Origin of the sequence: Pseudomonas sp. MYb60 (genome assembly GCF_002979555.1) — a bacterium.
Lineage (GTDB): Bacteria > Pseudomonadota > Gammaproteobacteria > Pseudomonadales > Pseudomonadaceae > Aquipseudomonas.
This window is the reverse complement of the sequence record NZ_PCOZ01000005.1, coordinates 31,002-50,628: the sequence shown is the minus strand read 5'-3', so window position 1 is coordinate 50,628 and position 19,627 is coordinate 31,002. Positions and strand designations below refer to the sequence as shown.

The window sequence follows — 19,627 nt, the reverse complement described above, 5'->3', positions numbered from 1 at the left end:
GAGGGGGCTTTATCGTTCGTGCGCGTCCGGTCAGCGGGAAAACCGCTCGCGGTATTCTCTGGGCGAGATGGTCAGGTGTCGGTGGAAGGTATAGCGCATGCGTTCTTCATCGCCGAAACCGCATAGGCGGGCTATCTGGTCGATGTTGCGTTGCGAATCTTCCAGCAGTCGCCGTGCGGCTTCCAGGCGGAACAGTTCCACCGCTTTGGCCGGGGTGCGGCCGGTGCGTTGCTTGTAGACCCGGGCGAAATTGCGCGGGCTCATCTGTGCCTGCTGCGCCAGGCGATCCACCGACAGGTCGGGTTCCTGCAGGTGATCGGCGATCCACAGGTGCAGGCTGTCGAAGCCGGCGCTGTGTTCCGTCTGCGCCTGCAACAACTGGCTGAATTGCGCTTGCCCACCCGGTCGCTTGAGGAACACCACCAGCTCGCGCGCGACTTGCAGCGCAACGTCGCGGCCGCAGTCGAGTTCCACCAGCGCCAACGCCAGGTCGATACCGGCGGTCACCCCTGCGGAGGTCCACACATTGCCTTGCTGGATAAAGATCGCGTCCATGTCCACCACGATCGCCGGGAACCCTTGCCTGAGCATGTCGCACATCGCCCAGTGAGTGGCGGCGCGGCGCCCATCGAGCAGGCCGGCCATGGCCAGCAGGAAGGTACCGCTGCACACCGAGGCGGTGCGCCCGGCGGTGGTGGAGGCGATGCGCAGCCAATCCACCAGCGCGGTGTTGGCGGCCATGGCCTGTTGGATGGCGGGCGCGCCGGGCACGATCAAGGTGTCGATGGCGCGGTCGGCCAGTGAGCCCAGCGCCGTAGTATCGACGCTCAGCCCCTCGGCCGTTGGCATCAAGCCACCGGCCAGGCTCGCCGTGTGTATCACGTAGCCGGGCAGGCCACGCTCGGCCATGGCTTTGGTGGCGGCCCAGAACACCGTCTGGGCGCCAGTCAGGTCCAGCAGACCCATCTGCGGGTAGGCCAGGAACACCAAGGTGCGTGGCTGACCCAACGCCGCCACCGGGGTCATGCGTTGCCCAGCAGCTGTTCCAGTTTTTCCTGGTCGCGGGCGAACTGGCGAATGCCTTCGGCGAGTTTCTCGGTGGCCATCGCATCTTCGTTGGAGGCCCAGCGGAACTGCGCTTCGGTCAACGACTGGCGTGCTTCGCCCGCCGTGCCGGGTACCAGCTTGCGTTCCAGCGGGCCATTGTCGTCGGCGAGCTTTTGCAGCAGGTCCGGGCTGATGGTCAGGCGGTCGCAGCCGGCCAGTTGTTCGATCTGGCTGAGGGTGCGGAAACTGGCGCCCATCACCACGGTCGGGATGTCATTGGCCTTGTAGTAATTGTAGATACGCGTCACCGACTGCACGCCCGGGTCTTCGGCGCCGGTGTAGTCCTGCCCGGTGCTCTTGCGGTACCAGTCGTAGATACGGCCCACGAATGGCGAGATCAGGAACACCCCGGCGTCGGCGCAGGCCACGGCCTGGGCGAAGGAGAACAGCAGGGTGAGGTTGGTCTGGATGCCAGCCTTTTCCAGGCGCTCGGCAGTGCGAATGCCTTCCCAGGTCGAGGCCAGCTTGATCAGCACGCGGTCGCGGCTCACGCCGGCCTGGTCATACAGGGCGATCAACTGGTTGGCCTTGGCCCACAGTGCTTCTTCATCGAAGGACAGGCGCGCGTCGACTTCGGTGGAAATACGCCCCGGAATCACCTTCAGAATTCCCGTCCCCACCGACACCGCAAAGTGATCGCAGGCCAGGTCCACATCGCCCTTGGCATGGGCCACGGCGCTGCGCAGCAGGTCGGCATATTCGGGGATGGCGGCGGCCTTGAGCAGCAGCGACGGGTTGGTGGTGGCGTCCACCGGGCGCAGGCGGCTGATGGCTTCGAGGTCGCCGGTGTCGCAGACCACGGTGGTGAATTGCTTGAGTTGTTCGAGCTTGGACGTCATGAGCGGCAGTCTCCAGAAAGGGTTAGTGGTTCAAGGCCTGTGCGGTGTCCAGGTCGGTGATCAGGATGTCCAGGTAGCCGCCCTTGAGCGCGCCACGAATCGCCTGGACCTTGTTCAGCCCGCCGGCCAGGCCGAGCACACGGTGGATGGCGCGCAGCTTGGGCAGCGACACCGACACCACGAATTCTTCATCTTCTTCCAATACCGGCTTGCCGTCGGCATCGAAGTAGCGCAGGCAGATATCGCCCACCGCGCCCCGCTCGGCGAGCAGGCGCAGCATGTCCTCGGTGTAATAGTTGCCGCTGTTGCGCAGCAGTTGCGATGGCTCCAGTTCGCCGATACCGACAATCGCCAGGGTGATGCTGTCAAAGCGTTGCAGCACTTCCTTGACCTCTTCCATCTGCACGATGCGCTGTTTGCTTTGCACCGATTGCTCGATGCTTTGCGATGGCAGCAGATACGCCGGGCAGTTGAGCAGTGTAGCCAGGCGCTGGGTGAGCAGGGTGGCTTCGAACGCGCCCTTGTTGCCGACGCCGCCCAGCAGTTGTACCACTTCTTGCGCGCCTTGTTTGCCTGGCTGCGCGTGCAAATGGCCGACCATGGCGCGAATGGTGCTGCTCCACGACGAAATGCCGATGTGGTCCTGCAGCGACAGGCTGGTTTCGAGGTAATGGGCTGCCGCCGAACCGATCGCCTGCTTGATGCTTTCATCGTTGCCGGGCTCGGTGGCTTCCACCACGATCACCCGGCGCACGCCGTAGCGGCGCTGCAATTGGCTTTCCAGCTCCAGGTGCAGGCCTTGCAGGCGCATCACGCTGATCTTGACCACGCCGTCCTGCAGCGCCCGGCGAAGGGCGCGGCTGATAAAGGACTGGGACAGGTCCAGCTGCGTGGAAATCTCGGACTGCTTGAGCCCTTCTTCGTAATAGAGGCTCGCGATCTTGGTGATCAGGCGCTGTTCTTCGATCTGGCTCATGAAAGCCTCAATAATTGTTTCAAGTCGCTGAGGATACCAAACCCTTACGACATGATCAGGCCGCCATCGATATTGATCGCTTGCCCGGTGAGGTACGCCGCATCGTCCGAGGCCAGGAAGGCCACCAGGCCTGCCACATCCGAGGGTTTGCCGGCGCGGCGAAGGGGGATGTTCTTGACCCATTCGGCCATCAGCTCGCCCTTGCCGTAGCGTTTCTCGTCGGTGCTGAGGATCTCGCCCCAGACGCGGTCGTTGTAGTCCCACATCTCGCTTTCGATGATGCCGGGGCAGAACGCGTTGACCGTGATGTTATGCCGCGCCAGTTCCAGTGCCAGGCTCTGGGTAATGCCGATCACGCCCATCTTGCTCGCAGCGTAGTGGGGCGTGTAGATAAAGCCTTGGCGGCCCTGGCCCGAGGAGGTGTTGATCAACCGCCCGCTGCCTTGCTTGACCATGTACTTGGCCGCTTCCCGGCAGCCCAGCCACACGCCGGTGGTGTTGACGTGCAGCACCTTGTCGAAGTCGGCGCGGGGCATTTTGTCGTAGTGGTCGATGGTGATGATGCCGGCGTTTTGCACCGACACGTCAATGCTGCCAAAGCGCGCATGGCCTTCACGGTAGAGCTTTTCGATGTCGTCTTCGTTGGTGACGTCGATGCCCAGGGCCAGGGCGTCGACGCCGTATTCCTGGGCGAGCTGGTCAGCCGTGAAGGTCACGCGCTCCAGGTCGTTGGAGGCCAATACCAGGTTGGCGCCTTCCTGGGCGAAGCGCTCGGCAATGCCGGCGCCGATGCCACGGCAGGCGCCGGTGATCACTACGGTTTTACCGCTGAAACGTTGCGACATGACAGGAAACTCCAAGGCTTACCAGCAGACAAAACCGCCATCGACCAACAGGTCGACACCCGTGCAGAACGACGAGGCCTGGCTTGCCAGGAAGATCGCCGGGCCGACCATCTCTTCCACGCTGGCCATACGGCCCATGGGCGTGGTCTGTTCAAAAATCTTCACCTGGTCGGCCACTTCCGGACGCGAGTTCATCGGTGTGGCGGTATAGCCAGGGCTGATGCAATTGACCCGCAGGCCCTTGTCGGCCCATTCCATCGCCAGGCTCTTGCTCAGGTGGATGACCCCGGCCTTGGACGTGTTGTAGTGGGCTTGCAGCAAGCCACGGTTGACGATGCTGCCGGACATGGACGCGATATTGACGATGGCGCCCTTGCCACGCGGGAGCATCACGGCGGCCTGCGCCTGGCAGCTCAGGAAAATACCGGTGAGGTTGATGTCCAGGGTGGTTTGCCAGCGCTGCAGCTCGAGGTCTTCGGCGGCCTGGGCATTGGCAATGCCGGCGCAGTTGACGGCGACGCTGAGTTCACCCAGGTCGTGTTCGGTGCGAGCGACGGCAGCGTCCAGCGCGGCGCGTTCGGTGACCGTGCCGCTGAGGGCGAGGGCGCGACGGCCGAGGGCCTGGATGCGTTCGACGGTGCTGGCGATACCGGGGCTGTTGGGCAGGTCGAAGCACGCCACGTCTGCTCCCGCTTCAGCGAGGCCCACGGCGATGGCTTGGCCAATACCACTGCCGGCACCGGTGACGAAGGCGACTTGGCCCTGAAGACTAAAAAGTTGCATGGATAACTCCAATGTTGAATTCACAGTAGAACCCCTGTGGGAGAGGGCAAGCCCCCGCCCACAGGGAACAGCGGTGGTCTTGAGTTATGCGGTCGCCATTTCCATCACCGATACCGGCGTGGCATCCCCCCGCTCCAGAATCCCCATCTGCCGCCCCCGGCTCATGACCATGACGCGGTGCGACAGGCCCAGCACTTCATCCAGGTCCGAACTCACCACAATCACTGCCATGCCCTTGGCGGCAAGATCGGCGATCACTTCATAGATGGCGGCCCGTGCGCCCACGTCGATGCCGCGCGTGGGCTCGTCGAGGATGAACACCTTGGGGTTGCGCGCGAGCCACTTGGCGATGATCACTTTCTGCTGGTTGCCGCCAGACAAACTGGAGATCCGCGACTGCGGCGCGCCTTTCACACCAAGCCGAGCGACCGCCGTGCGCGCGAACTCATGCAGGGCGGCAGGCAGCACCCAGCCACTTTTATTCAGCAGGTCGGTGTTGCCGTAAACCAGGTTGTCTTCGATACGATGCTCTACCACCACGCCTTGCTGCTTGCGGTCTTCAGGCACCAGCACCACGCCGGCCTGGATCGCCTCGAACGGCGAGCGCAACTGGCGCACTTCGCCGTCCAGCAGCATGTGCCCCTGGATGTCCTGGGCCGCGCCGGCAATGGTGCGTACCAGTTCGGTCCGTCCGGCGCCGACCACGCCGGCGATGCCGAACACTTCGCCGGCGCGCACGCTGAAATCGATGCCATGCAAGGCGAATTCGCGGCAGCTCAAGTCCTTGACCTGCAACATCACGTGGTCGCCGGGCGCCTGCAGTGTGGGGAAAATCCGCTCCAGGCTGCGCCCGACCATCTGCTCCACCAGCTCGCGCACCGGCACCTGGGCCGTGGCGTGCAAGGCCACTTGTTGACCGTCGCGCAGTACCAGCACACGGTCGGCGATGCGCGCGATTTCTTCCAGGCGATGGCTGATGTAGATGAACGACACGCCCTCGGCCTTGAGCCGTTCAACCTGCTTGAACAGCAGCTCGGTTTCTTCGCCACCCAATGCCGCGGTGGGCTCATCGAGAATCAGCAGGCTGGCCTTGAGGGTCAGGGCCTTGGCGATTTCCACCAGTTGCTGGGCCGCCACGCTCAGGCCTTCGACCTTGCGCGAGGCGGGCACCTTGAGCCCCAGGCGTTCCAGCTGGATTTGCGCCTGGGCCTCCATGTAGTCGCGGTCCACCTTCCCGTGACGCATGGGCAGGCGACCGACGAAGATGTTCTCGGCGATCGACAATTGCGGCAGCAGCCGGATTTCCTGGTGGATCAGGCCGATGCCCGCACTCAGCGCCGCCCCCGGTGAACCGGGTGCGTAAGGCTGGCCGAGCCAGGTCATGCTGCCCCCGGCTTCCGGTTGCACCAGCCCTGCGATGATCGACGACAGGGTGGATTTACCCGCGCCATTCTCGCCGAGCAGGGCCAGTACTTCGCCGGGGCGAATATCCACGTTCACCTGGGACAGTACCTGCACCGGCCCGTAGGCCTTGCTGATATTGCGCAGGCACAGCACCGCATCGGCGGTGGTCTCCAGAGCAGCTGCTTGCATGACGACCTCCAAGGTTTACGGGTGCTGTTGCAGGAACGGCGCGACGTTTTCTTTGGTGGTCAGCACGGTGGGCAGCAGTTGTTCCTTGGGTACGGCTTTACCGGCCTTGAGGTCGATGGCCGACGCCACGGCCAGGCGGCCCATTTGCTGGGTCTGCTGGGTCATGGTGGCGTTGAGCACGCCGCTTTGTACTGCCTTGAGCCCGGCGACGTCACCGTCGAAACCGACCACCACGACCTTGTGATCGAGGTTGCCGACCTTCACCGCCTGAGCGGCGCCGAGGGCCATCGCGTCGGCTCGGCCGAAGAACACGGTGATGTTCGGGTCACGCTGGAGCAGGTCCTGGGCCACGGCGAAGCCTTTGTCCTGGGCCCATTCGGCGGGTTGCTGGGCGACGACCTTGAGGTCCGGGAAGGCTTTGAGGCCCTCTTCAAAACCCTTGGCACGGTCGTTTTCCGGGGTGGTGCCGAGCTGGCCTTGCAGGATCGCGATGCGGCCCTTGCCTTCGGTGACCTTGCCCACGTATTCGGCCAAGGTCTTGGCGCCGGCCACGCTGTCACTGGCGATGAAGGTATCGCCGGGTGCGTCAGGTGCGTTGCGGTCCACGGCGATCACCGGGATACCGGCGGCCTTGGCGGCTTTGACCGGTACGCCGGCGGCCGTGGCACCGGCCGGGATGTAGATGAGCACGTCGATCTGGCGGGTGATCAGGTCTTCAATCTGACTGACCTGGGTGGACGAGTTGCCCTGGGCGTCCACGGTGATCACCTTGATCCCCTTGGCCTTGCCTTCGGCTTCCACCGATTGCTTGATCTGGTTGAAGAAGTCGGCCTGCAGGTTGGCCACGGCCAGGCCGATGGTCAGATCCTTGGCCCAGGTGGTGCCGGCCGTGGTGAGGGTGGCAGCCGCGAGGGCGGTGGCCAACAGCAGTTTCTTGGGGCTGAACATGTCGGGTGACTCCTGATTTTATTGTTGGAGGGTGTCAACGGTCGAACAGGTTTAACGGGCAGTACTGGAACGGCGACGCAGGGTGTCGATGGTCACCGCGAGGGCGATGACCACGCCGATCACCACTTGTTGGATAAAGGGCGAGACGCCCAGCAGGTTGAGGCCATTGCGCAACACGCCAATGATCAGCACACCCACCAGGGTGCCGCCAATGCTGCCGACGCCACCGTTGAGGCTGGCGCCGCCAATCACCACGGCGGCGATGGCGTCCAGCTCCAGGCTCAGGCCGGCACTGGGTTGAGAGGAGTCGAGGCGGGCGGCCAGGGTCACGGCGGCGATGCCGGCCAAGGCGCCGCTGATGGCGTAGACCCACAGCGTGATCGCGCGGACCTTGATGCCTGACAGGCGCGCCACTTCCGGGCTACCGCCCATGGCGTAGAGGTTGCGGCCACCGGCACGGAAGCGCAGGAACACCCAGGCCACCAGCAGCATCACCAAAAACAGCCCGACGGTGGCCGAGAGGAAACCGAAATGCCGCACCGTCGCCAGGCTGGTGAACCACTCCGGGTAGCCGACGATCTGCCGGCCTTCGGTGAGGATGTTCGCCAGGCCACGGGCCACCGACATCATGGTCAGCGTGGCAATGAAGGGCGGCAATTTTGCGTAGGTGATCAGCGCGCCGGACACCAGCCCGGCGAGCATGCCGGTGCCGATCGAGATCGGAATCGCCAGGCCCAGTGGCACGGCCTGGTCCTGATACAGCCAGCCGAGCATCATCATCGAGAAGGCCAGCACCGAGCCGACCGACAAGTCGATGCCGCCGATCACGATCACGGCGGTCATGCCGATCGCCAGGATGCCCAGCACCGTGACCTGATCAAGAATGTTCAGGCCATTGCGCAGGGAAAAGAAGAATTCGGAACTGAAGGAGAAGACCAGTACCAGCAGCACGAGGCCGATCAGTGGGCCGCCAATGTTGCTGGGCAGCAGTTTCACCAGCCGGGGGCGGTGGGGCGGTTTGATGTCCGCCGGGTGATGGACAGAAGCTTTGGCGTCCACAGTGTTCTCCTGAGTTATTTTTTTTGGAGTGCTTTCAGGTCGCTTGAATATTTATGCGTGCCTGACTGTTAATTCAGATTCCAGTGCCACCGTGGCAATGTCAAGTGCTTAATTTTTTAGGTAGGCCTCTAAACCGCTGCTTTCATACCACGCAAAGCCACGGGATAGATAAGGGCGCTTGGGATTCTCGCCGTTTGTCCGAGGGATATTTTTGATTTTTCTGCCGTTCGCTCACTTGACCTGCTGAGCGTTCGGCGTCTAAATAGAAATATATTGTCACTGCTGAATAAATATTCAAAACAGCTTTTGGCACTTTCACCCCCGCGTGGTCAGCCTCATAGGAGCCGCTGCATGAATGCCTTCCAGTACGACGCCCACCAGATCAAAGAACAGGCCCGCCTGATCCGGCGCCATGTGATCCGCCTGAATGCCGACTCGCCGGCTGGCGGTCACACTGGGGCGGACCTGTCCGAAACCGACATCCTCGCCACCCTGTATTTCCGCATCCTCAATACCGGGCCTGAACGCACCCAGGACCCTGAGCGCGACATCTACATTCAGAGCAAGGGCCACGGTGTCGGCGGTTTGTACTGCTGCCTGGCGCAGGCGGGCTACATTCCGGTCGACTGGTTGCCCACTTACCAGCATTTCAACTCCCACTTGCCCGGTCATCCGGTGCGCCAGAAAACGCCCGGCATCGAACTCAACACCGGCGCCCTTGGCCATGGTTTGCCAGTGGCGGTGGGGCTGGCCTTGGCGGCGAAGCTGTCCGGCAGCAAGAAGCGCATCTATGTGCTGACCGGCGACGGCGAGCTGGCCGAGGGCTCCAACTGGGAAGCGGCGATGGCCGCGGCCAAGTACGGTCTGGATAACCTGTTCGTGATCGTCGACAAGAACAAGCTGCAGCTGGCCGGCCTGACGGCCGAGATCATGCCGCTGGACCCCCTGGACGTGAAATGGGCGGCCTTCGGCTTCACCGTCAGCGAGTGCGACGGCAACGACGTGGGCCAGTTGATCCAGAGCCTGGAAACCATGCAGACCCAAACGGGCGCGCCCCAGGTGCTGATCGCCCACACCATCAAAGGCAAGGGCGTGTCGTTTATCGAAGCCCGTCCCGAATGGCACCACCGCGTGCCCAAGGGTGACGAAATCAACGCGGCACTGGAGGAGTTGAGTCATGGCGAGTGAACATTTGGCGAGCGTGATGGTGGAAGGCTTCATCGCCGCTGTCGATGCCGGCCTGGACGTGATTCCGGTGGTCAGCGACTCCACTTCCACGGCCAAGATCGGCCCGTTCGCCCAGCGCTTTCCGGAGCGCCTGATCAACGTGGGGATTGCCGAGCAGTCCCTGGTCAGCGTCGCGGCAGGCCTGGCGTTGGGCGGCAAGATTTCGGTGACCTGCAACGCGGCGCCGTTCCTGATCTCGCGCGCCAACGAACAGATCAAGGTGGACGTCTGCTACAACCAGGCCAACGTGAAGATGTTCGGCCTGAATGCCGGTGCCAGCTACGGTCCGCTGGCCAGCACCCACCACAGCCTTGACGATATTTCGGTAATGCGTGGTTTTGGCAACGTGCAGATCTTTGCCCCGGCAGACGCTATTGAATGTCGGCAGATCGTCGATTACGCACTGCGCTACGAAGGCCCGGTGTACATCCGTCTCGATGGCAAAGCCCTGCCGGACGTACACAACGGCGACTATCAGTTCAAGCCCGGCCAGGTGGATGTGCTGCGCCAGGGTGCAGACGTGAGCATCGTCGCCCTCGGCTCGGTGGTGCATGAAGCGGTGGACGCGGCAGCGTTGCTGGCGGAGCAGGGCATCGAGGCGCAGGTGATCAACCTGTCGTCGATCCGGCCCTTGCAGCGCGACGTATTGCTCAGCGCCTTGAGCGGCACGCGCGCGGTCATCACCGTTGAAGAACACAACATCAATGGCGGCGTCGGCAGCCTGGTCGCCGAAGTGCTGGCCGAGGCCGGCCTGGGCATTACCCTGACGCGCCTGGGCATTGCCGACGGTGAATACGCCGCCGCCGGCGCCCGCGAACCGACCCGCGCCTTGCATAACATCGACGCGGCTGGGATCGTGGCGGCTGCCACTCGGTTGCGGTGAATTCAATGACTAACAACACTCCGCTGATCCTGGCGATAGATGAGGGCACCAGCAACGCCAAGGCGGTGCTGGTCAATGAGCTCGGGCAAGTGATTGCCCGGGGTTCGCGACCCTTGAGCATCAGCCACCCCCAGGCCGGCTTTTCCGAGCAGGACCCGCTGCTGATCTGGCAGAACACCCTCGCGGCCATTGAAGAATGCCTGGCGCAAGTAGACCGGCCGATCACCGCCTTGGCCATCAGCAACCAGCGTGAATCGGTGGTGGCCTGGGACCGGCGCAGCGGCGAGCCGTTGTCGCCGTGCATCAGTTGGCAATGCCGACGCTCCACCGCGTTGTGCACGCAGTTGCATGAGCAGGGCCATGAAGCGCTGGTCCTGGAAAAAACCGGGCTGGCCCTGGACCCGATGTTTTCCGCCGGCAAGTTCCGCTGGATTCTCGATCACCTGGAAAACGGCCACGCCCGCGCCGCTGCTGGCGAAATCTGCCTGGGCACCGTCGACAGCTGGCTGCTGTGGAAGCTCAGCGGCGGCCAGGTATTTGCTACCGACTATTCCAACGCGGCACGCACCCAACTGTTCAATCTGCACACCTGTGCCTGGGACCCGCAACTGCTGGAGCTGTTCGCGATTCCGCTCGCGGCGTTGGCGCCGATCCAGCCGAGCGCAGGGTTCTTCGCTGAAACCGTGGCGGCCGGTCGCTTGCCGGCTGGCATCCCGGTGATGTCGATGATTGGTGATTCCCACGCGGCGCTGTACGGCCAGGGTGGGTTTGCCCCGGGATTGGTCAAGGCCACCCTCGGCACCGGTTCATCGTTGATGACGCCCATGGGCGGGCCGATAGCGTCCACCCACGGGCTGTCCACCACCTTGGCGTGGCACGAGGGCGGGCGGCCGACGTTTGGCATGGAAGGCAATATCGTCCATACCGGCGCGGCCGTGCAGTGGGCCGCACGCTTGGGCGCGGGGGAATCCCTGGACGAGCTGACCGAACAGGCGGCGCAATTGCCGGACAATGGCGGCGTGTACTTTGTGCCGGCGCTGTCCGGGCTCGGTGCGCCGCACTGGAAGGCCGACGCGCGCGGCCTGATTTGCGGGCTCACCGAAGCCACCTCTGGCGCGCACATCCTGCGGGCATCGCTGGAGTCAATCGGCTATCAGATTCGCGATGTGTTCGACGCGATGCAGCAAGACATCGGCAGCCCGTTGAAGGAGTTGTGGGTGGACGGCGGCGCAACGCGCAACCGCTGGTTGATGCAGTTTCTGGCCGACCTGCTGCAACGCCCGGTCGTGCGCAGCCTGTCGCCGGAAGTCTCGGCGCTGGGTGCGGCGCACCTGGCGGGGCGGGCATTGGGCGTGTGGGCCAGTGATGCAGCGCTGGGGGCGCTGGAGCGTCAGCGCGAACGGTTTGAACCGCAAGATGATCCGGCGATGACCAGCCGTTACGCCGAGTGGAAAAAGGCCCTGGCCCGCACGCTGCTCTAGCGTCGTGCGCAGACCAAACTGTGGGAGCTGGCAGGCCAGCTCTCACACAAGCCCACTCCAGCATTCAACCCGTGTGTGGTCTCAAGGTTTCCAGGTCTGCACATCCTTGGCATCCACCGACTTGGGCAATAACCCCGCCTTGAAAAACGCATCGGCAATCTTCTGCTGTTCACCCAACTGATCGATCGTCACCGGCTGCACCCGGTAGCTGCGGTGCGCATTCGCCGCCTCCACCGTGGCCACATCCAGGTTGCCCCATAACGGTCCCAGCACCTTCGCCGCGTCCTGCGGGTGGGCTTTGATCCATTGGCCGGCCTTGTCCAACTGCTCATACACTACGTTCAGCACCTGCGGGTGCGCCTTGGCGTAGGGCGTGCCGGTCAGGTAGTAACGCTTGTAGCTCGCCAGCCCCGTACCATCCGCCAGCGTGCGGGTGGGCAGTTGACGCTGTACGCCGGTGAGGAAGGGTTCCCAGGTCACCCAGGCATCTACCTTGTTGTTCTCGAACGCCGCGCGACCATCGGCAGGTGACAGGTACGCCGGTTCGATATCCGAGAAGGCCAGGCCAGCCTTGGCCAGTGCGGCAATCAGCAGATAGTGCGTGCCGGCGGCCTTGGTCACGGCAATCTTCTTGCCCTTCAAATCGGCCAGTTGCTGGATCGGTGAGTCCTTGCGCACCACGATGGCCTGGGCCGACGGCGACGGCGCTTCCTGGGCGAAATAGGTGAGCTTGGCCTGGGCCGCCTGGGCGAAGATTGGAACGGTGTCGGCCACGTCGGCGCTGATGTCGACATTGCCCACATTCAGCGCCTCCAACAGCGGCAGCCCGCTGGGGAACTCGTGCCAACTCACGGCGATATTGTCAGCCTTGAGGGCTTTTTCCAGGGTGCCCTGGGTTTTCAGCAGGGTAATCAGGGTGGAGGATTTCTGGTAGCCGATGCGCACGGTTTCCTGGGCGCCGGCGCTTACCGCGACGGAAAAGGCCAACAATCCGAGTACCGCAGCAAGGGGACGACGTAGAGGCATGACAGGCTCGATCTTCAACGAAATGGCCTTGAGCATAAAGTTCTAAAAACCATTCGTTAAATACTCTTTAGATCTTAGCTTAAAGCGCTTTTTCCACTTACCGAGCATTCGGGCATAACCATAGAATTATAGGGTCCTTTCATAAAAGTGCTTGGTTAATATAATCAAAAGTGCATTTTTACCCGAAGGTTCCCCATGACCCAGTCCCGCCAGATTCATCTTTCGGCCTTTTTATTAAGCGGGCCGGTGGTGCACAGCCATGCGGTGTGGCGCCACCCGGACACCGTCGGCAACTACCTCGACCCTGCGTATTACGCCGGTGTTGCCAAGGTGGTGGAAGAGGGGCTGTTCGACTTCCTGTTCTTTGCCGACCGCCTCGCCGTGGGCGACCAGATGGGCGGCTCCCGCGAATTTGCCCTGCGCTACGGTGCCCAGGACGCCACGCGGCTGGACCCGCTGCCGATTCTCTCGTACCTGGTCGGCCAGACCCGCAAGCTGGGACTGGGCGCCACCCGTTCCACCACCTATTACGAGCCGGCGCATATTGCCCGCGAATTCGCCACCCTGGACCACCTGTCCAAGGGCCGCGCGGCCTGGAACATCGTCACCTCGATGAACGACAGCGAAGGGCGCCTGTTCGGCAAGGACAAGCACCTGGAACACGATCTGCGCTACGACCGCGCCGATGAATTCGTCGAAGTCGCGTTGAAGCTGTGGAACAGCTGGGCGCCGGGCGCGCTCAAGCTCGACCGGGAAAGCGGCGTGCTCGCCGACCCCTCGCTGATTACGTCGGTGCAGCATCAGGGCGAGTGGTTCAAGGTCGAGGGGCCGCTGAACATTCCGCGCACGCCCCAGGGTCGACCGGTGCTGATCCAGGCCGGTTCCTCCGGGCGCGGCCGGCGGTTTGGCGCGCGCTGGGCCGAGGCGATTTTTACCATTCACCCGCACCTGGCGGCGATGCGCGCGTTTCGTGAGGACGTGCGCGCGCAGGTGGTGCAGCAGGGCCGCACGGCGGAGAGCTGCAAGGTGCTGACGGCAGTGATGCCGTTCATTGGCGGCAGCGAAGCCGAAGCGCGTGCCAAGCGCGACAAACACAACGCGTTGGCGCGGCCCGAGTTGGGGCTGGTGACCTTGGCGTCGCAGTTGAATGTCGACCTGTCGCCGTTCCCACTGACGGCCACCTTGGCCGACGTCGCGCAGTCGCCACTGGTGCACGCTGCCGCAGCGGAAAAGCTGTTGATGCAGGGCCCGGAGCTGACCCTGGAACAGCTCGGCCGCATCTTCGCCAGCAGCGTGCGTGTGCCGCAGTTGGTGGGCACTGGCGCGCAGGTCGCCGACCAGTTGGCCGAGCTGTTCGAGCAGGGTGGGTGCGACGGTTTTGTGATCTCACCGGGGTATCTGCCGGGGTCGTTCACGGAGTTCGTCGACAGCGTGATTCCGCATTTGCAACGCAAGGGCCTGTTCCGCACCGCCTACGAAGGCTCGACGCTGCGCGAGCACCTGGGTCTTTCCGAGCTATAGGCCCTCACAAGCACAACCGTTGCCGATTTTGTTATTGAATTCATACAAGGGACACTGTGCATGGCTGCTTTTGATCGTTGGACCCGTCGCCACCTGCTCGGCATGGCCGGCGTGACGCTGGCCGGCGTGCCTCAGTCCACGCACATCGCCCGGCCCAGCTGGCCTTTCTCCACCGTCGCCGAGCAGCCAAAGCGACCGTTGTCTGCCTGGCACGCGCCCGTCACCGGGCCATTGCCGGACTGGGTGGTGACACTGGTCCGGCACTCGCCCTCACACTGGCTCGAATCGGTACACGCCTTGCCGGCATCCTTGTAAGGCGTGATGCACTTCCAGCTCTGCAACTTGCCGACCTGCTTCAGGGTGCCGCCACCGGCCAGGCATTCGGACGCAGTGGCGTCCTGCGCGGGCGGGGACGTGTGGGAGGCAGTGGAGCAGGCGGATACCAGCAGCAGGGCGGCCAGGCCGATCATCAATTTCATGCAAGAGTCCTCGTGGATTAAGTGCAGCGGTGCAGTGTACGGCCATTTGGACTACTTTGATTGACGAGCGATCCCTACCGGTACCGAGCCATGCACACCTTATGGAAGCGCTACAGGGCGCTGCTGGAAAACGACCTGAGCACGCAGATTTTCGACAACGTGAAAAACCTGCTGGTGTGTGCACTGCTGTTTGCGGCAGGCACCAATACCTTGCTGGGGCAGCGTGAACTGTTCATCGGGGTATTTGCGTCCAGCGTCGCGGGGTGGGGGCTGATCGTCCTGTCCACCGTCTTGATGCTGTTGAATATCAGCGATGGTATCCGCAGGCTGGCCAAGCTGCGGTACCACTTGGCCTTGCAGATATTTCTGGTCGTTATCTACCTAGTGATTGCGGAACGGGTGGTAGAGATTGTGTGGGGCTTCCGCGCACATTGAAGTATCCTCCGCGGCCCGCTTTCCACCGATTCAAAGACAGATGACAGGACAAGACATGCAGGCGCTGCTGGACGCGATCCTGGACGAAGTGCGTCCACTGATCGGCCAGGGCAACGTCGCCGACTACATCCCCGCGCTGGCCGATGTACCGGCCAACCAACTGGGCATCGCCGTGTATGGCAACGACGGCTCGGCGTATTGCGCCGGTGACGCCAACACGCTGTTTTCGGTGCAGAGCATTTCCAAGGTGTTCAGCCTGGTGCAGGCGATTGAACACGGTGGCGAAAGCATCTGGGAGCGCCTGGGCCACGAACCTTCCGGGCAGCCGTTCAACTCGTTGGTGCAGCTGGAATTCGAACGCGGTCGCCCGCGTAACCCGTTCATCAATGCCGGCGCGCTGGTGATCTGCGATATCAATCAGTCGCGTTTCGCGGTGCCGATCCTGTCCATGCGCGACTTCGTCCGGCGCCTGTCGGGCAACCCGCAGATCCTGGTGGACAGCGTGGTCGCCGACTCCGAAGCCCAGCACGGCGCGCGCAATGCCGCGATGGCCTACCTGATGAAATCCTTCGGCAATTTCCATAACGACGTGCACGCCGTGCTGCACAGCTACTTCAACTACTGCGCACTGCAAATGAGCTGCCTGGACCTGGCCCGCGCGTTCAGTTTCCTGGCCAACGAAGGCGTCAGCGCCCACAGCGGCGAACAGGTACTGACTGCGCGCCAGACCAAGCAAGTCAACTCGATCATGGCCACCAGCGGGCTGTACGACGAGGCGGGCAACTTTGCCTACCGCGTGGGCTTGCCGGGCAAGAGCGGAGTCGGCGGCGGCATCGTCGCGGTGGTGCCAGGACAGTTCACCGTGTGCGTGTGGTCGCCAGAGTTGAATGCGGCGGGGAACTCGCTGGCGGGGATGAAGGCGCTGGAGTTGTTGAGCGAGCGGATCGGGTGGTCGGTGTTTTGAGTGGGCACGGGGTCTTGCAGCATCACTGATTTAGCTGGGGCAGGGGGCAAGCCCCCTCCCACCGTTGGATCTTCATTGGTTTTGGGCTCTATTCACGCCCCACACAAAAAATGCGCCCCTGAGGGCGCATTTTTTTGTTCGGTCCGCTATCGCCTATCAGGCAATCGCATCCCAGGCCCGATCGCCGTTCTCGTCTTTGATACGAGTCGGCAGGCCCATCACGTCCAGCGCCTTCAGGAACGGCTCAGCCGGCAGTTCCTCGACGTTGGCCATGCGTTGCACGTCCCACTCGCCACGGGCAACCAGCAGCGCAGCGGCGACGGGTGGCACGCCTGCGGTGTAGGAGATGCCCTGGCTGTCGGTCTCGGCGTAGGCTTCTTCGTGGTCAGCTACGTTGTAGATGAACACCTCACGCGCCTTGCCGTCCTTGGTGCCTTTGACCAGGTCGCCGATGCAGGTCTTGCCGGTGTAGCCAGGGGCCAGGGAAGACGGATCGGGCAGCACGGCCTTGACCAGTTTCAATGGCACCACTTCCAGGCCTTCGGCGGTCGTCACTGGCTTCTCGGACAGCAGCCCGAGCTTGTTCAGGACGGTGAACACATTGATGTAGTGTTCGCCGAAGCTCATCCAGAAACGCACGTTGGGCACGTCGAGGTTTTTCGACAGGGAGTGCACTTCGTCGTGGCCGGTGAGGTAGAGGTTCTGCGAACCGACGACCGGGAGGTCGTCGGTGCGTTTGACTTCGAACATGGTGTTGCTGGTCCACTGGCTGTTCTGCCAGCTCCACACCTGTCCGGTGAACTCGCGGAAGTTGATTTCCGGGTCGAAATTGGTGGCGAAGTATTTGCCATGGGAGCCGGCATTGACGTCGAGAATGTCGATCGAATCAATGCGGTCGAAATGCTGTTGCTGCGCCAGCGCGGCATACGCGTTGACGACACCTGGGTCGAAGCCCACGCCAAGGATGGCCGTGATGTTCTTCTGCTTGCACTCTTCCAGGTGGTTCCACTCGTAGTTGCCGTACCACGGCGGGGTCTCGCAGACCTTGCCCGGCTCTTCGTGGATGGCGGTGTCGAGGTACGCCACGCCCGTGTCGATGCAGGCACGCAGGACCGACATGTTCAGGAACGAGGAACCGACGTTGATGACGATCTGCGATTCGGTCTCGCGGATCAGAGCCTTGGTCGCTTCCACGTCCAGGGCGTTCAGCGCGAAGGCTTGGATGTCCGCAGGCACCTTGAGGCTACCCTTGGCCTTGACGCTGTCGATGATGGCCTGGCATTTGGAGATGTTGCGCGACGCGATAGCAATACGACCAAGTTCGTCGTTGTGCTGCGCGCACTTGTGGGCCACCACCTTGGCGACACCTCCTGCACCAATGATAAGAACGTTCTTTTTCAATTGCTTTATCTCTCCTTTATCCGCCAGCTTACGAAAGGCTGGACAGGTAGTCGTCGTAACCAAATTCACGAACCACCTCGACTGTACCGTCGAGTTGTTTCACTACGATGGACGGCATTTTCAGGCCGTTGAACCAGTTTTTCTTGACCATGGTGTAGCCCGCGGTGTCGATGAACGACAGCCGATCGCCGATGGCCAGCGGACGATCAAATTGATACTCACCGAAGATGTCCCCGGCCAGGCAGGATTTGCCGCACACCATGTAGGTATGTTCGCCATCGCTCGGCGCCAGCTTGGCGTTGAGGCGATAGATCAGCAGGTCCAGCAGGTGGGCTTCGATGGAGCTGTCTACCACGGCCAGGTTCTTGCCGTTGTAGAGGGTGTCGAGCACGGTAACTTCCAGCGACGCGCTGTTGGTAATCGCCGCTTCGCCGGGCTCCAGGTAGACCTGGACGCCGTATTTTTCGGCGAAGCCTTTGAGGCGCGCGCAGAAGGCGTCCACTGCGTAGTCTTCGCCGGTGAAGTGGATGCCACCGCCGAGGCTGACCCACTCGACCTTGTGCAGCAGGTCGCCGAAGCGTTCTTCGATGACGCCGAGCATCTTGTCGAACAGGCTGAAGTCGCCGTTTTCGCAGTTGTTATGGAACATGAAACCGGAGATCTGATCAATCACGCCTTCGATCTTCACCGGGTCCCACTCGCCCAGGCGGCTGAACGGGCGCGCCGGGTCGGCCAGCAGGTAATCGGAGCTGCTTACCTGAGGGTTGACGCGCAGGCCGCGGGTCTTGCCTTCGGAACGCTCGGCAAACCGCTGCAGTTGGCTGATGGAGTTGAAGATGATCTTGTCGCAGTTATCCAGCATCTCTTCGATTTCATCGTCGGCCCAGGCCACGCTGTAGGCGTGGGCTTCACCTTCGAACTTCTGGCGGCCGAGCTTCAACTCGTACAGCGACGACGACGTGGTGCCGTCCATGTATTGCTGCATCAGGTCGAAGACCGACCAGGTGGCAAAGCACTTGAGCGCCAGCAACGCCTTGGCGCCGGACTGCTCGCGCACGTAAGCAATCTTCTGCATGTTGACCAGAAGCTTCTGTTTATCGATGAGGTAGTACGGCGTTTTGATCATTTTTGAGAGCCTGCGGCGGTGCCTGCCAAAAAAGGACACGCATTGTGCCCGCACTTGAATCGAATCGAAAGGTTAGCGGGCGGAATTTGCTGCGCCCGATTGTCGATGTTACTGACTGAGTATGACTATCTATGGATGTACACCCGCCAAATGTGGGAGGGGGCAAGCCCACTCCCCCATTGAGGTTGCGCCCGGCTCATGACCACAAACGTACAAGAATCCGCTCAACCCGCCTGCGTAGACTGGCCGCACCCCCTCTACTGCAGGTCTTCAATGGACATTTTTCTCTACGCCTTCAGCGTCATGTACAGCCCCGGACCGGTGAACTTCATCGGACTCAATGCCGGGTTGACCGGGCAGTTCCGCCGTTCCACGGGGTTCTTCATCGGCGTGGGCTGCGCGATGCTGTTGCTATTCGTGCTGTTCGGCTACACCGGCGAGGCGATCATTTCCCAGGCGGCGCTGCCGTATATCTCGCTGATCGGCGGGGTGTACACCCTGTACCTGGCCTGGCAGGTATTCCATGCACGCACGGTGGTTGATGAATCCTCAAGCGTCCCGGCCAGGACGCTCACGTTCTGGAACGGCCTGGTGATCCAATTGCTCAACCCCAAGGGCATCATGGCGGTATTGCCGATCACCAGTGTGATGTTGCCGGCGGCGCATATCACCGGGGTGTCCATCGCGGTGGTCTCGGCGCTGCTGGCCTTGGGGGCGTTTGGTGCACCGTGGATCTACGCGCTGCTGGGCGCGGTGCTGGGACGACGCATCAGCGGGGCGGCGGCGTTCACGCTGTTCAATCGCTGCATGGGGATCGCATTGGCGGTGTGCGCGTATTTCATGTTCCACGCGTTTTACCTGCACCTGATCTCAACATGAGTAGATCTTGTGATCATCTAGAATAATATGAGTTTGCCTCACCATCGCGTGCTGT

19 protein-coding genes are annotated in these 19,627 nt (G+C 62.4%); 7 read left to right on the top strand and 12 right to left on the bottom strand.

The features are described 5' to 3' along the window. Positions 1-30: 30 nt before the first annotated feature. From CQ041_RS10025 to CQ041_RS09990, 8 genes are all read right to left on the bottom strand, one after another. Positions 31-1,026 (bottom strand): GlxA family transcriptional regulator, encoded by a 996-nt coding sequence (locus tag CQ041_RS10025; protein ID WP_105522880.1) that lies wholly within the window; start codon positions 1,024-1,026, stop codon positions 31-33. After that, on the bottom strand, positions 1,023-1,946 hold the full coding sequence (tal, locus tag CQ041_RS10020) for a transaldolase (protein ID WP_105522881.1): 924 nt from the start codon (positions 1,944-1,946) through the stop codon (positions 1,023-1,025). The genes CQ041_RS10025 and tal overlap by 4 nt, the downstream gene beginning before the upstream one ends. Before the next feature lie 22 nt (positions 1,947-1,968). Continuing rightward, the gene (locus tag CQ041_RS10015; protein ID WP_105522882.1) at positions 1,969-2,922 is read right to left on the bottom strand and encodes a sugar-binding transcriptional regulator; all 954 of its coding nucleotides are present in this window, start codon (positions 2,920-2,922) and stop codon (positions 1,969-1,971) included. Positions 2,923-2,966: 44 nt separating this feature from the next. After that, a complete protein-coding gene (locus tag CQ041_RS10010; protein WP_105522883.1) occupies positions 2,967-3,767 on the bottom strand; it encodes a glucose 1-dehydrogenase in 801 nt (266 codons plus the stop codon). An 18-nt stretch (positions 3,768-3,785) separates the two neighbouring features. Next, the gene (locus CQ041_RS10005) at positions 3,786-4,550 is read right to left on the bottom strand and encodes an SDR family oxidoreductase (RefSeq protein WP_105522884.1); all 765 of its coding nucleotides are present in this window, start codon (positions 4,548-4,550) and stop codon (positions 3,786-3,788) included. An 84-nt stretch (positions 4,551-4,634) separates the two neighbouring features. After that, on the bottom strand, positions 4,635-6,143 hold the full coding sequence (locus tag CQ041_RS10000) for a sugar ABC transporter ATP-binding protein (RefSeq protein WP_105522885.1): 1,509 nt from the start codon (positions 6,141-6,143) through the stop codon (positions 4,635-4,637). A gap of 15 nt (positions 6,144-6,158) precedes the next feature. Next, positions 6,159-7,091 (bottom strand): sugar ABC transporter substrate-binding protein, encoded by a 933-nt coding sequence (locus tag CQ041_RS09995; RefSeq protein ID WP_105522886.1) that lies wholly within the window; start codon positions 7,089-7,091, stop codon positions 6,159-6,161. A 51-nt stretch (positions 7,092-7,142) separates the two neighbouring features. Then, positions 7,143-8,150: an ABC transporter permease gene (locus CQ041_RS09990; RefSeq protein ID WP_105522887.1), complete on the bottom strand. Its 1,008-nt coding sequence runs from the start codon at positions 8,148-8,150 to the stop codon at positions 7,143-7,145. Between the two features lie 351 nt (positions 8,151-8,501). Here CQ041_RS09990 and CQ041_RS09985 point away from each other — a divergent pair, with 351 nt between their 5' ends. The 3 genes from CQ041_RS09985 to CQ041_RS09975 are packed head-to-tail and all read left to right on the top strand — an operon-like array spanning position 8,502 to position 11,741. Further along, positions 8,502-9,338, top strand: a complete 837-nt coding sequence (locus CQ041_RS09985) for a transketolase (protein ID WP_105522888.1) — start codon at positions 8,502-8,504, stop codon at positions 9,336-9,338. Further along, positions 9,328-10,260 (top strand): transketolase family protein, encoded by a 933-nt coding sequence (locus CQ041_RS09980; RefSeq protein ID WP_105522889.1) that lies wholly within the window; start codon positions 9,328-9,330, stop codon positions 10,258-10,260. Before CQ041_RS09985 ends, CQ041_RS09980 begins: the two co-directional genes overlap by 11 nt. 5 nt (positions 10,261-10,265) lie before the next feature. After that, positions 10,266-11,741, top strand: coding sequence for a glycerol kinase GlpK (locus CQ041_RS09975; RefSeq protein WP_105522890.1), 1,476 nt, complete (start codon positions 10,266-10,268; stop codon positions 11,739-11,741). A gap of 81 nt (positions 11,742-11,822) precedes the next feature. Here CQ041_RS09975 and CQ041_RS09970 read toward each other — a convergent pair whose 3' ends face one another. Continuing rightward, on the bottom strand, positions 11,823-12,767 hold the full coding sequence (locus CQ041_RS09970) for an aliphatic sulfonate ABC transporter substrate-binding protein (protein WP_105522936.1): 945 nt from the start codon (positions 12,765-12,767) through the stop codon (positions 11,823-11,825). Positions 12,768-12,962: 195 nt separating this feature from the next. Between CQ041_RS09970 and CQ041_RS09965 the strand changes: the two genes are divergently transcribed. Then, positions 12,963-14,288 carry an LLM class flavin-dependent oxidoreductase gene (locus tag CQ041_RS09965; RefSeq protein ID WP_105522891.1) on the top strand — a complete coding sequence of 442 codons (1,326 nt, stop codon included), beginning with the start codon at positions 12,963-12,965 and terminating at the stop codon, positions 14,286-14,288. A gap of 131 nt (positions 14,289-14,419) precedes the next feature. Here the strand turns inward: CQ041_RS09965 and CQ041_RS09960 are convergent, their stop codons facing one another. Beyond that, a complete protein-coding gene (locus CQ041_RS09960; RefSeq protein WP_105522892.1) occupies positions 14,420-14,767 on the bottom strand; it encodes a hypothetical protein in 348 nt (115 codons plus the stop codon). A gap of 90 nt (positions 14,768-14,857) precedes the next feature. Here CQ041_RS09960 and CQ041_RS09955 point away from each other — a divergent pair, with 90 nt between their 5' ends. Together CQ041_RS09955 and glsB are read left to right on the top strand one after the other, a co-directional pair. After that, on the top strand, positions 14,858-15,202 hold the full coding sequence (locus CQ041_RS09955; RefSeq protein ID WP_105522893.1) for a hypothetical protein: 345 nt from the start codon (positions 14,858-14,860) through the stop codon (positions 15,200-15,202). 55 nt (positions 15,203-15,257) lie between these two features. Next, complete coding sequence (glsB, locus tag CQ041_RS09950; RefSeq protein ID WP_105522894.1) at positions 15,258-16,166, top strand: glutaminase B; 909 nt, start codon at positions 15,258-15,260, stop codon at positions 16,164-16,166. Positions 16,167-16,322: 156 nt separating this feature from the next. Here the strand turns inward: glsB and CQ041_RS09945 are convergent, their stop codons facing one another. Together CQ041_RS09945 and CQ041_RS09940 are read right to left on the bottom strand one after the other, a co-directional pair. After that, entirely contained in the window at positions 16,323-17,567 is a 1,245-nt protein-coding gene (locus tag CQ041_RS09945; RefSeq protein ID WP_105522895.1) for a saccharopine dehydrogenase family protein, read from the bottom strand. A gap of 28 nt (positions 17,568-17,595) precedes the next feature. Beyond that, positions 17,596-18,693, bottom strand: a complete 1,098-nt coding sequence (locus CQ041_RS09940; RefSeq protein ID WP_105522896.1) for a carboxynorspermidine decarboxylase — start codon at positions 18,691-18,693, stop codon at positions 17,596-17,598. A 273-nt stretch (positions 18,694-18,966) separates the two neighbouring features. On the opposite strand from CQ041_RS09940, the gene CQ041_RS09935 reads away from it, so the two are divergent. Further along, positions 18,967-19,572 (top strand): LysE family translocator, encoded by a 606-nt coding sequence (locus CQ041_RS09935; protein ID WP_105522897.1) that lies wholly within the window; start codon positions 18,967-18,969, stop codon positions 19,570-19,572. Positions 19,573-19,627 lie beyond the last annotated feature (55 nt).

What these genes read in the sequence shown, in the direction of transcription:
- CQ041_RS09980 (WP_105522889.1), top strand. Translation starts at nt 9,328, where the DNA reads ATGGCGAGTGAACATTTGGCGAGCGTGATGGTGGAAGGCTTCATCGCC.
- CQ041_RS09985 (WP_105522888.1), top strand. Translation starts at nt 8,502, where the DNA reads ATGAATGCCTTCCAGTACGACGCCCACCAGATCAAAGAACAGGCCCGC.
- CQ041_RS09995 (WP_105522886.1), bottom strand. Translation starts at nt 7,091, where the DNA reads ATGTTCAGCCCCAAGAAACTGCTGTTGGCCACCGCCCTCGCGGCTGCC.
- glsB (WP_105522894.1), top strand. Translation starts at nt 15,258, where the DNA reads ATGCAGGCGCTGCTGGACGCGATCCTGGACGAAGTGCGTCCACTGATC.
- CQ041_RS09955 (WP_105522893.1), top strand. Translation starts at nt 14,858, where the DNA reads ATGCACACCTTATGGAAGCGCTACAGGGCGCTGCTGGAAAACGACCTG.
- CQ041_RS09965 (WP_105522891.1), top strand. Translation starts at nt 12,963, where the DNA reads ATGACCCAGTCCCGCCAGATTCATCTTTCGGCCTTTTTATTAAGCGGG.
- CQ041_RS09940 (WP_105522896.1), bottom strand. Translation starts at nt 18,693, where the DNA reads ATGATCAAAACGCCGTACTACCTCATCGATAAACAGAAGCTTCTGGTC.
- CQ041_RS10005 (WP_105522884.1), bottom strand. Translation starts at nt 4,550, where the DNA reads ATGCAACTTTTTAGTCTTCAGGGCCAAGTCGCCTTCGTCACCGGTGCC.
- CQ041_RS09970 (WP_105522936.1), bottom strand. Translation starts at nt 12,767, where the DNA reads ATGCCTCTACGTCGTCCCCTTGCTGCGGTACTCGGATTGTTGGCCTTT.
- CQ041_RS10015 (WP_105522882.1), bottom strand. Translation starts at nt 2,922, where the DNA reads ATGAGCCAGATCGAAGAACAGCGCCTGATCACCAAGATCGCGAGCCTC.
- CQ041_RS10025 (WP_105522880.1), bottom strand. Translation starts at nt 1,026, where the DNA reads ATGACCCCGGTGGCGGCGTTGGGTCAGCCACGCACCTTGGTGTTCCTG.
- CQ041_RS10010 (WP_105522883.1), bottom strand. Translation starts at nt 3,767, where the DNA reads ATGTCGCAACGTTTCAGCGGTAAAACCGTAGTGATCACCGGCGCCTGC.
- CQ041_RS09975 (WP_105522890.1), top strand. Translation starts at nt 10,266, where the DNA reads ATGACTAACAACACTCCGCTGATCCTGGCGATAGATGAGGGCACCAGC.
- CQ041_RS09960 (WP_105522892.1), bottom strand. Translation starts at nt 14,767, where the DNA reads ATGAAATTGATGATCGGCCTGGCCGCCCTGCTGCTGGTATCCGCCTGC.
- tal (WP_105522881.1), bottom strand. Translation starts at nt 1,946, where the DNA reads ATGACGTCCAAGCTCGAACAACTCAAGCAATTCACCACCGTGGTCTGC.
- CQ041_RS10000 (WP_105522885.1), bottom strand. Translation starts at nt 6,143, where the DNA reads ATGCAAGCAGCTGCTCTGGAGACCACCGCCGATGCGGTGCTGTGCCTG.
- CQ041_RS09935 (WP_105522897.1), top strand. Translation starts at nt 18,967, where the DNA reads ATGGACATTTTTCTCTACGCCTTCAGCGTCATGTACAGCCCCGGACCG.